The 11,351-nt window shown below is 68.1% G+C and carries 7 protein-coding genes; 1 reads left to right on the top strand and 6 read right to left on the bottom strand.

Features of this window, described 5'->3' with window-relative positions; genetic code table 11:
• Positions 1 to 646: 646 nt before the first annotated feature.
• Positions 647 to 4,189, top strand: coding sequence for an indolepyruvate ferredoxin oxidoreductase family protein (locus ACIQ6S_RS12190; RefSeq protein ID WP_397608591.1), 3,543 nt, complete (start codon positions 647 to 649; stop codon positions 4,187 to 4,189).
• 64 nt (positions 4,190 to 4,253) lie between these two features.
• Here ACIQ6S_RS12190 and ACIQ6S_RS12185 read toward each other — a convergent pair whose 3' ends face one another.
• From ACIQ6S_RS12185 to ACIQ6S_RS12160, 6 genes are all read right to left on the bottom strand, one after another.
• Positions 4,254 to 5,066 carry a substrate-binding periplasmic protein gene (locus tag ACIQ6S_RS12185; protein ID WP_397608590.1) on the bottom strand — a complete coding sequence of 271 codons (813 nt, stop codon included), beginning with the start codon at positions 5,064 to 5,066 and terminating at the stop codon, positions 4,254 to 4,256.
• A gap of 105 nt (positions 5,067 to 5,171) precedes the next feature.
• Entirely contained in the window at positions 5,172 to 5,972 is an 801-nt protein-coding gene (locus ACIQ6S_RS12180) for a substrate-binding periplasmic protein (protein ID WP_397608589.1), read from the bottom strand.
• Positions 5,973 to 6,047: 75 nt separating this feature from the next.
• Positions 6,048 to 6,845: a substrate-binding periplasmic protein gene (locus ACIQ6S_RS12175; protein WP_397608588.1), complete on the bottom strand. Its 798-nt coding sequence runs from the start codon at positions 6,843 to 6,845 to the stop codon at positions 6,048 to 6,050.
• 114 nt (positions 6,846 to 6,959) lie between these two features.
• Positions 6,960 to 9,170 carry a methyl-accepting chemotaxis protein gene (locus ACIQ6S_RS12170; protein ID WP_397608587.1) on the bottom strand — a complete coding sequence of 737 codons (2,211 nt, stop codon included), beginning with the start codon at positions 9,168 to 9,170 and terminating at the stop codon, positions 6,960 to 6,962.
• Between the two features lie 7 nt (positions 9,171 to 9,177).
• Positions 9,178 to 9,960: a transporter gene (locus tag ACIQ6S_RS12165; RefSeq protein ID WP_397572500.1), complete on the bottom strand. Its 783-nt coding sequence runs from the start codon at positions 9,958 to 9,960 to the stop codon at positions 9,178 to 9,180.
• A 199-nt stretch (positions 9,961 to 10,159) separates the two neighbouring features.
• On the bottom strand, positions 10,160 to 11,338 hold the full coding sequence (locus ACIQ6S_RS12160; RefSeq protein WP_397608586.1) for a methyl-accepting chemotaxis protein: 1,179 nt from the start codon (positions 11,336 to 11,338) through the stop codon (positions 10,160 to 10,162).
• Between the last annotated feature and the right edge of the window lie 13 nt (positions 11,339 to 11,351).

The raw sequence follows: 11,351 nt of genomic DNA, 5'->3' as shown, positions 1-11,351 counted from the left end.
TCCGACGCGGCAGTCGGAGCGCCTACGGAAAATTGCGTCAGAGTTTTCGCACTCGCGCGGACGATCCGTAAGCCCATCGTCCACCGCCGCCCCGCTAACTACTTGTGTACCCCCGTAGGGGGTGTAGTAGAAGCGTGACGGGGGCCTAGGGAGCCGTCAATCAAGAAAATTCAACGTCCGGCCAATCACTTGGCGGATCCACGTTGCGGGCCCATCTATTGCTGGATGCGGTTTAGGTGGCGCACATGCCGGGGCTACAAAGTAGCGCGGCAAATTGGGGTTGCGATAAGCATCATCCCTTTCTGCTTTCGCACTCCAAAGGCGTCGGTTGCGATCGCCGGCGTTCGCGACGAATGACTGCGGCTTCCCCGCTTCAGCCGTTCGATGCGTGGTCCGATCGGGTCGATTCCCCCTGCGATAAATCCGGTCAGGTTCGGGGATGCGAAAGCAATAGACAGGCGAAGCCAAGGGCTGTCCGCCCATCGGCCCCGACGCGACACCCGCTCCCGGCACGCGTAGTGGTGGCCGGGGCCTTCACCCGGGCCTGACGCCGGCGCCCGTCTTTTCCCGGCATCTCCACCCGGCGTCAAAACCCGGACGGGCTATAATTCCGAGTCTTTGCTCGAACGCCCCCGAGGCCCTGCCGATGCCCGCCGTCCTGCCCTCCGCCACGGACCGCTCCACCGCGTCTCCCGCCATCGTCGATGGCGAGTACACCCTCGACCACAAGTACACCCGTACTGAAGGTCGCATCTACCTGTCGGGCGTGCAGGCCCTGGTGCGCCTGCCGCTGATGCAGCAGATGCGCGACCGCGCTGCCGCACTCAACACCGCTGGCTTCATCTCGGGCTACCGCGGCTCGCCGCTGGGCGGCTTCGACCTCGAGCTGTGGAAGGCGCGCAAGCACCTCGCGGCCTCAGGCATCCAGTTCCAGCCGGGCATCAACGAGGACCTCGGCGCGACGATGGTCTGGGGCAGCCAGCAGACCAACCTGTGGCCGGGCGCCAAGTACGACGGCGTGTTCGGCATGTGGTACGGCAAGGGCCCGGGCGTCGACCGCTGCGGCGACGTGTTCAAGCACGGCAATGCCGCCGGCACGAACAAAAACGGTGGCGTGCTGGTGCTGGCCGCCGACGACCACGCCTGCCGCAGCTCGACGCTGCCGCACGGCTCGGAAGGCGAATTCGTCAGCGCGATGATGCCGGTGCTGAACCCGGCCGGCGTGCAGGACATCCTCGACATGGGCCTGCTCGGCTGGGCCATGAGCCGCTACACGGGCCGCTGGGTGGGCTTCAAGACGATCGCCGAGACCGTCGAATCGTCGGCGTCGGTCAACGTCAATCCGCACCAGCTCGACATCGTCATCCCGACCGACCTCGAGCTGCCGCCGGGCGGCCTCAACATCCGCTGGCCGGACCCGCCGCTCGACCAGGAAATGCGCCTGCACCAGTACGCGGTGAAGGCCGCGCACGCCTTCGCTCGCGCCAACAAGCTCGACAAGATCATCTACGACTCGCCGCGCGCGCGGCTGGGCATCGTCACCACCGGCAAGAGCTACCTCGACGTGCTGCAGGCGCTCGAGTACCTCGGCATCGACCACAAGGACGCCGAGGCCATCGGCATCCGCGTCTACAAGGTCGGCATGACCTGGCCGCTGGAGCCGCAGGGCCTCCGCAACTTCGCCCGCGGCCTCGAGGACATCGTGGTCGTCGAGGAGAAGCACGCCTTCATCGAAGCGCAGATGAAGGAGCAGTTCTACAACTTCGACGGCCAACGCCCGTCGATCGTCGGCAAGTACGACGAGTCTGGTGATTGGATCCTGCCGAGCACCAGCGAGCTCACGCCGGCGCGCATCGCCCGCGTGATCGCCAAGCGCCTGAACCGCTTCTTCAATTCGGAAGCCATCACCGCACGCCTGAAGTGGATCGCCGAGAAGGAGCAGGAGCTCGCGCTGCCGCGCCCGCTGTTCCCGCGCGTGCCGACCTACTGCTCGGGCTGCCCGCACAACACCAGCACGCAGGTGCCGGAGGGCCACCGCGCGCTCGGCGGCATCGGCTGCCACTACATGGTCACGTGGATGGACCGCCGCACCGACACCTTCACCCAGATGGGCGGTGAAGGCGCGACGTGGTGTGGCCAGGCGCCCTTCGTGGAAACGCCGCACGTCTTCCAGAACCTCGGCGACGGCACCTACTTCCACTCGGGCTCGCTGGCGATCCGCCAGGCGGTGTCGGCCAAGGTCAACATCACCTACAAGATCCTCTACAACGACGCGGTCGCCATGACCGGCGGCCAGCCGGTGGACGGCACGCTCACCGTGCCGGACATCGCGCGGCAGATGCGCGCCGAGGGCATCCAGACGATCGTCGTGGTGTCCGATGACATCGAGAAGTGGAGCGATCCGTCGATCTTCCCGGACGGCGTGCAGTTCTACGACCGCGCCGAGCTCGACGACGTGCACAAGAAGCTGTCGGAAGTGAAGGGCGCTTCGATCCTGATCTACGACCAGACCTGCGCGGCCGAGAAGCGTCGCCGCCGCAAGCGCAAGCTGATGGTCGACCCGCCGAAGCGCGTGGTCATCAACTCGCTGGTCTGCGAAGGCTGCGGCGACTGCTCGGTGAAGTCGGCCTGCGTCTCGGTGCTGCCGAAGGAAACCGAATTCGGCCGCAAGCGCGAGATCGACCAGAGCGGCTGCAACAAGGACTTCAGCTGCGTGCGTGGCTTCTGCCCAAGCTTCGTCTCGGTGGTGGACGCCCCGCTGCGCAAGAAGAAGCCGAAGGCCAAGATCGACTTCAGCGCCCTGCCGATGCCGAACGTGCGCTCCAGCCTCGAGCAGCCTTGGAACATCCTGCTCACCGGCGTGGGCGGCACCGGCGTGGTCACCATCGGCGCCCTGCTCGGCATGGCCGCGCACCTCGAAGGCAAGGGCACCTCGGTGCTCGACCAGACCGGCCTCGCGCAGAAGGGCGGCGCCGTCACCACCCACATCCGCATCGGCAAGAACCCGGCCGAGCTGCACGCCGTGCGCATCGCCGCGGGCGAGGCCGACCTCGTGCTCGGCTGCGACATGGTGGTGGTGAACGACTACTGGTCGCTGTCGAAGATCCGCGCCGACCGCACCGAAGTCGTGCTGAACACCTACGAGGCGATGCCGTCCTCGTTCCTTAAAGCACCCGACCTGCAGTTCCCGGCCGAGGCGATCATCGAGACGGTGCGCAAGAGCCTCGGTGGCCGCGCGCCGTTCACGGTGGAGGCGAACAAGCTCGCCACCGCGCTCTGCGGCGACGCCATCGCCACCAACCTGTTCATGCTCGGCTACGCCTGGCAGCTGGGCCTGGTGCCGGTCACGTTCGAGTCGCTGATGCGCGCGGTCGAACTGAACGGCGCGGCAGTCGAGATGAACAAGCAGGCCTTCGGCTGGGGCCGCCTGGCCGCCATCGACATCGACAAGGTGGTCGAGGCCGCCGATGCCGCGCCCGCGCAGCGCAGCGGCACCGCCGACGCGCTCGACGACGAGACGCTCTCGCTCTCGCTCGACGAGACCGTCGCCCGCCGCGTCGCCTTCCTCACCGACTACCAGAACGCCGCCTACGCCAAGCGCTACAGCGACCTCGTCGCCGAGGTGCGCGCCGCCGAAGCCGCGAAGGTGCCGAGCAAGGACGCGCTGTCGAATGCCGTCGCCCGCTACGCCTTCAAGCTGATGGCCTACAAGGACGAGTACGAAGTGGCGCGCCTGTACACCTCGGGCGAGTTCGAGGCACGGCTGAAGGAGCAGTTCGAGGACGGCGGTTCGCTGCGCTTCCACCTCGCGCCGCCGCTGCTCTCGAAGAAGGACGCCGACGGGCACCTGGTGAAGAGCGAGTACGGCCCGTGGATCTTCAGTGCCTTCAAGGTGCTGAAGCACCTGAAGTTCCTTCGCGGCACCGCTCTCGACCCGGTGGGCCACACGGAAGAGCGCAAGATGGAACGCCGCCTGCGCGACGAGTACGTGCAGACGATCCGCGAACTGCTGCCGAAGCTGTCGGCGGAGAACCACGCACTCGCGGTCGAGATCGCCGAGGTGCCGGAGCAGATCCGCGGCTTCGGCCACGTCAAGGAGCGCCGCGTCGAGAAGGCGGAGAAGCTGCGCAGCGAACTGCTGCGTCGCTGGGCCAAGCCGGGCATCGCCGCGACGGTGACGACGGCCTGAGGCCTCGCGCTCCGCAACAAACGAAACGCCGCCTCAGGGCGGCGTTTCGTTGTTGGTCATGGACTCAAGGTTGGTCGATGCGACAGCCCATCGTCGACGGATCGGTCGGGCAGGGAATCCACGCCTCCCGCAATCGAGGCAACCAGCCGTCACCCACCATGGCATCGATCGCACGGTCCAATGCCTCCGCCTTCTCTGCATCGAGATGGCGGCCCACCATGACGCGCGACGGCTCGTCGGAAAAAATGAAGACCTGCTTCAGCGGGACGCGTCCCGAAGTATCGGCCTGGTAGTTCAAGGCACTCAGCTCATCGATGAAGAGGCCATCGAGGCGGTCGCTCTCCAGCATTTGCCAGCCGCTCTTCGGTTCAAGGATGGGACGCAGTCGCGCGGCGAACGCCGGATCGCGCGCGAGGGCCACATACTCGGGCCCGTAATTGGCGCCGGCCTGGATCCCGATCCTGAGCTCCGTTGCGGCGAGCGCGGAGAGATCACCGACGTCGACCGTCGCGACCAGCTCGGCGCGAAGCAAGAGCACGTTGCGCGTGGCGTTGATCGGCCGGGTGAATCGGGCGAACCGATCGCGTTCCGGGCTCTGCACGGCACCTGCGATCAGGTCGACTCTGCCGGCCCTCATTTCCGCAACGCCGCGCGCCCAGTTCATTTCCCGGAAGCGCATTTCGCACCCGGTACGGCGCCCCAACTCGGCGAGCAGCTCCGCGAGATAGCCCGTCGGTGGCTGCCCCTCACGGGCGACCCAGTAAGGAGGCAGGGGATTCCAGCGCGTGGTCAGGACGCAAGGATCGCGCGGCCCCGACTCGGCAGAAGCCGGGGCGCTCGCGCAAAGCGCGGCCAGCAGGACGAACAGAAGGCGCATACCGGTCCAACAAAACTCCACGCGCAACCGTAGCACTTCGCAATGCCAGAATCTCGCTCAGAACAGCGCGATTCCGGCTTTCCACACGGTGTTCTATCTCAGGGGCTAGCGCGGCTGAAGCTCGCCACCGTCGGCACCTGCTTCCACGCAGCCCAAGGTCACCGGGTCCGTCGGGCAACCGATGTAGCGCTCGCGCAAGCGCGGCAACCACCCGTCCGCCACGGTTTCGGCAAGCACCGCATCGAAGCGCTCGGCAAACGCCGCATCGACGCTGCGACGGCTCAACCCGATCAACGCGTGCGCCTCGGCCACCGTCAACACGGCGCGCACCTCGCTCGCCTCCGGCTGCATGGGCAGGCCCACCATGCGCGCAAGCACATCGTCGGAAATCAGGCCATCGAGACGGCCGGTGGCCAGCATCTGCCAGGCGGTGCGCTGGTTCGGTACGAAGTACAGACGGGCGCGGAATGCCGGGTCGTCTTTCAGGGCGACAAACGCGGGCCCGTAGGCCGCCGAGGATTCGACGCCGATGGTCAGCGACGTCGAGCGCAGGTCAGCGAGCGTCCGCAGCGCGGGATTGCGTTGCCGCGCCGCCCCCGACAGATAGAGCAGGTTGGGCGAGAAGTTGATGCTGCGGGTGAATCGCGCGAACACGTCGCGCTCGGGCGTGCGCATCATGCCCGGCATGATGTCCAGGCGGCCGGCTTCCAGCTCGACGAGCGCGCGCGGCCAACGCATGTCGACCAGACGGGCCTCGCATCCCATCCGGCGCAGGACCTCGACCACGAGGTCGGCGGAGTAGCCCCCTTGGCGTCCATCCGGAAGCCGCAGGTTGTAGGGGGGCTCCGACGGCTCCCAGCGCACCGTCCGGATGCAGGCTTCACGTGCCGGCAGGGCGGTGGCCACGGCCGATGCGGCGAGCAGACAGAGGATCAGGGAGCGGCGCATGGGCTGGAGCATAACTCGGCGCACATCCCTCGCTCAGGGCGGAGACGGTGACGTTTCCACGGCATCGGCCTGGCATCCCAAGGTCAACGGGTCCGTCGGACAGGGCACGTAGCGCTCGCGCATTCGCAGCAGCGAGCCGTCGGCGATCATCGATTCGATGGCGGCGTCGAAGCGCGCGACGAAGGCCTCGTCATGGTGACGTCGGCTGAAGGCGATGCGTGCCGGCACCGACGACAGCATCAGGACCGCTCGGGGCTGGTCGCCGACGGGACGCAGCGGCATGCCGGCGACCAAGGCCGAGGCCTGGTCGGAGATCACGCCATCAACGCGCCCGCTCTCGAGCATGAGCCAGGCCCGCGCGCGGTCGGGCACCGGATGCAGGCGCGCGGCGAAGCGCGGGTCAACGAGCAGAGCCGCGTACTCGGCGCTGTAGTAGGCGCCGGTCTCGATGGCGATCTTGAGGTCGGTGTCGCGCAGGTCGGCCAAGCGCAACAGGGTGGCCCGTCGAGCCGCCGCGGCGGTCAGGAAGAGCAGGTTGGGCGAGAGATTGATGCCGCGCGAGAACAGGGCGTAGCGGCTGCGTTCCCGGTTGAACAACATGCCCGGCATCAGGTCGAGCTGCCCGTCCTCGAGTTCCTTCAGGCCGCGCGCCCAAGGCCGGGCGACCAGGGTCGAGGTACAGCCCATCCGGGCGAGCGCTTCCTGCGCCACATCGGTGTAGTAGCCCGCACGTTCACCGTCCGGGCGCACCACGCCATACGGCGGCTGGAGCTCCCAGCGCACCGTCTTGCTGCAAGTGCCGGCGAACGCGGGAGCCGCGAGGAGCAGCATCGCGGCGACAGCGCTCGCGAGGCCCTTCGCGATGTTCGTCCAACCGTCCGGCAACCCCGGCCCCCTCTTGTCGACGTGGCGCGCCCGTTCCAGCGCGCGCCGCGATTGTCGCACTCAGGTGAGGGTGAATCGCCCGACCGCGTCACGCAATTCCACCGCCTGCTGCTCCATCGACGCCGCGGCCGCACTGGCCTCTTCGACGAGGGCGGCGTTCTGCTGCGTGGCGCCATCCATCGCGACGATGGTCTGGTTCACCTGGTCGATGCCGCGTGCCTGCTCGATCGTGGCCGCGCTGATCTCGGCCATGATGTCGGTGACCTGGCGAACGGAGCGCACGACGATCTCCATCGTCTCGCCGGCGCGGTGCGCGAGCTTTGCGCCCTCGGTGGCTTCGGCCACCGATTCGCCGATCAGGCCGTGGATCTCCTTCGCGGCTGCCGTGGCGCGCTGGGCCAAGGCCCGCACCTCGCTGGCGACGACGGCGAAGCCGCGGCCCTGCTCGCCGGCGCGCGCGGCTTCGACCGCCGCGTTGAGCGCGAGGATGTTGGTCTGGAAGGCGATGCCGTCGATGGTGGTGACGATCTCACCGACCCGGCGCGAGGTGCCGTCGATGCGGTCCATGGTGCGAACCACGTCGGACACCACGCCACCCGCTTCCCCGGCCACTTTGGCCGCATCGGCCGAGAGGCGGTTGGCGGTCTGCGCGGCGTCGGCGTTCTGCTTCACCGTGGAAGTGAGTTCCTCCATCGACGCCGCCGTCTCTTCGAGATTGGCGGCCTGCTGCTCCGTGCGCGCCGAGAGGTCGGCGTTGCCCTGCGCGATCTCGCCTGCGGCGGTGTTGATCTGGTCGGCCGACTGGCGGATCTCGACCATCAGGCCCTGCAGCGTTTCGACCGTTCGGTTGGCGTCGTCGCGCATCTCGGCGAACACACCGGACAGCGGTGCATCGGAGCGGTGCGTGAGATCGCCTTCGCCCAGGGCGTGCAGCACGCTCTTCACTTCCGCGAGGCCTTCGATCGTTCGTTCCAGCAGCGTGTTGAGGCTGCCTGCGAGCTCGCGGAAGAAGCCTTCCTTGTCGTCGAGGCCGATGCGCCGGGAGAAATCGCCCTCGGCAGCGGCGGAAACGATGCCACCGACCTCGCGCTGCATCGCCAGTTCCGCGGTGCAGTCGTCCCAGTCGACGGTCGTGCCCATGCGCTGGCCCTCGCCATCGAAGATCGGCGTGGCGACGAGGCGGAAGTCGTGGCCACCGACGCGGATCTGCGCGCGGTGCACGCCACGCAGGTTGGCGAGGAGGGTCGACTGGTGCTCGGGACGCACGTGGAACTGGTCGATGCTCTCGCCGACAAGGCGTTCGGCGGAGAAGCTCGGGAACACGGTGCGCAGGGCCGACTCCGCGTCCTTGAGCACGCGGACCACGGCGCGGTTCACGAACACGATCCTCCGGTTCTCGTCGGCGATCATCGTGGCGCTCGAGGCGCTGTCGAGCGCATGGCGCAATCGGAGGTTTTCCGCCGCTTCGGTGCGCTCGTGCTCGATCTGCGTGCGCAGCTGGTCGCGCATGTGGGCCAAGCGCGACATCAGGCTGGTGGAATCGCCGGGCGCCACCGGGATGGCGACGGTGAGCTTGCCCGCGGCGATCTCGCTGGCCGCCCCGGCGGCGATGGCTGGGTCGCCGCCGACGGTGCGCAGCAGCACGCGCGTCGTCCACCACACGAGGGTGGCGAGCACGAGCAGTCCACCGATGAGCAGCCCGCCGATCTGCCGCGTCGCGCTCTGCCGGGCGACGGTTGCCGCGTCGGAGGCCGCGGTAGCGGCCCCTTCGATGGCGCCGCTGGTGGCCTCCATGCTGGTGGCGAGCTCGTCGTAGGCGGTATCGAAGCCGGCGAGGTCAGGGGCGGCATTGCCACCCTCCACCTCCACCATCAGGCTTTGCGCCGCCGCGACGTAGCCATCCAAGGCCGGCCGCACCGCCGCCACCGCGCCCGCGGTCGCGGTGTCGAGCGGCAGGGTGGCGTTCTCGTCGACCACGCGCTGGAACCAGGCCACATGCTCGTCGAGTCCGGCGCGCGCGCCGGCGAGCTTGTCCTCGTTGCCGAGGGCCCGGGCATGGAGGGCCTCGTAGAGGTCGGCCTTGATAGCGTCGTGCATCATGTCGGCCTCGAGTTGGTTGCGCAGGGCCTGCGTGTTGACGGCCTGTGCATCGACGAGGTCACCGAGGTGCGTCTGTACGCGGAGGCTCACGAGGCCCACGACCAGTGCACCGAGGATGCCGCTGACGCCGAGCAGCAGGAGCCGCCCGCGGAAGTTCAATCGAAGGGACATGGCGGCCTCACCAACGGATCGACAGGCCGGTGGTCAGGCCGAGGTCGGGTGTGCGGTTGTTCAGCCCCACCGATCCGGCGAAGTCCCATTGCGTGTTGTTGTTGATGAGGTAGGCGCCGCCGAGGTCGAGCGCGGCCTGCGTGCCGCCGTCGCTGCTGCTCGCGATCTGCGGCATCGCCAACTCGGCGAAGGTGCGGAAGCGGTCGGTCCAGCCCTTGCCGACGACGATGCCGAAGATGCCGGCGGCGTAGCGGCCGTCATCGCCGTTGTCGTAGATCACGCCGGGCATCACGCCGAGGCTCATGTCGTTCGGCAACTCCCACTCCGCCACCAGGCGCAGGGAGGGCCGGGCGCCGTCGCCGCGGAAGGCGCTGGAGCCGGTGTCGAGGTCGACGTGCATCAGCCAGGCCATCGACGGCCCGCCGTTCTCGCCGCTGCCGGGCACGTGGTACTTCAGGCCCACCGCGAGGTCGGCGACGCCGTCCTCGTCCACGCGCAGGCCCGGGCCGCGCAGCTCGGCATCGATGAAGCCATCGGTCTCGAAGCGCAGTTCCCAGTGCTCGGCGAAGCCGTAGCGCAACAGCGTCGGGGTGGAGAACGCGCTCGCCTCGAAGGCACCGTCCTCGTCTTCTTCCCAAGCGACGCTGGTTTCGATCTGCCATCGGCCGAGACCGACGGTCTGGCTCGACTCGACGAAGTCCGGGCGATCCGTGGCGATCGGGTCGTCCGCCCAGGCCGGACTGGCCGCCACGCCCATGGACAAGATCAGTGCAATCGATTTGCGCTTCATCGCTCCGCTCCCTGTGCTGGTGTCGCCGGCTCCCGCGGCGCGGGAGTGAAGAACCAGGTCCGTCGGGCAGGCCGCGCAAGGCGCGTTGCGATGACGGGCGGACCCTGAAATCAGGATCAGGGGGGGGGTGAAGACGTGAAGAGCATCACACAAAAACGCCGGCCCGTGCAGGGGCCGGCGTCACGCGGCTTGGGCGAGGTCAGAAGAGTTCGATCTCACCTTCCGACATGTTGTTCTGGGTCACCGGCTTGTGGGGTTGGCGTTCCCACTCGCCGCGGAATTCCTTGATGCGCGACGACAGGCGGCGCAGGGCGGCCAGCAGCTCCTGCTCGTTGCCTTCGCCGGCCTTGTTCAGCAGCTCCTGCATGCCCATCGCTTCGCGGTTGATGGCGGCGAGGCGTTCCATATGGGTGAGCGCCGAGCCCATCGCCTGCGTGGCGATGTCCTCGAACTGCAGCGAACGCACGGCGTCGCCAACGTGCTGTTCCATCGCCGAGTTGGCGCTCTGGATCTCGCGCATGCCGTCGCTCAGCGTGCGCTGGATCTGGTCGACCTGGCGCAGCATGTTGGCCGACTCATCCTTCGCACCGCGCGAGCGGTCGAGGTCGCGGCTGGCCATGGTGCTGACCGTCTCGCGGACCTTGTGGATGGCCTCCTTCGAGTTGTAGGCCAGCTTGCGGATCTGTTCGTTGAAGGCCGTGCTGCGCTCGGAGAGGTTTCGCACCTCGTCGGCCACCACGGCGAAGCCGCGGCCCGCCTCGCCGGCGCGTGCGGCTTCGATCGCGGCATTGAGCGCGAGCAGGTTGGTCTGGTCGGCGATCGACTTCACGTCCTCGAGCAGGGCGAAGATGCCGTCGAGATGCTGGGCCATCAGGTCGATCTGGTTGACGGTGGCGGAACTCTGGCCGCTCACCTCTTCCAGCGCCTCGACGAGGCCGCTCATCTGCGACGCCGCCTGGTGGGCGAAGCGCTGCACGTCGACGCCGCCACCATCGCTGCGGTCGACGATGCGGGACACGGCGCTGGCCTGCTCCTTCGAGCGGCGCATCATCGCGTCGAAGCTGATGCCGAGCTTGGCGACCGCTTCGCGGATCAGTTCGCGCGTGCGGTTCACTTCGCCGCGCGTGCCTTCGATCTCGTTGGAGACGAAGCTGCGCAGCTCGCCGAGCAGGGCGCGCTCCTCGGCGATCATGCGCGAGGCGTTCTTGCTCCGACCGCCGGTGGCGGCGAGCACGCCGACGCCGACGCCCCACGCGAGCATGGTGACGAGGAGCAGGGCCCATTCGATCGCCGGTGCGACCCCCATGGCTTTCGCCACCATGAGGATCAGGGACAGGACGAGCGGCGCGGCGGTGAATTTCAGCAGGCGCTGGATCATGGCGGATTCCTTC

The sequence above is a fragment of the Silanimonas sp. genome, from assembly GCF_044377035.1.
Taxonomy (GTDB): Bacteria; Pseudomonadota; Gammaproteobacteria; order Xanthomonadales; family Xanthomonadaceae; genus Silanimonas.
The sequence above is the reverse complement of the archived record's forward strand: the minus strand, read 5'-3'. Positions and strand labels throughout refer to the sequence as shown.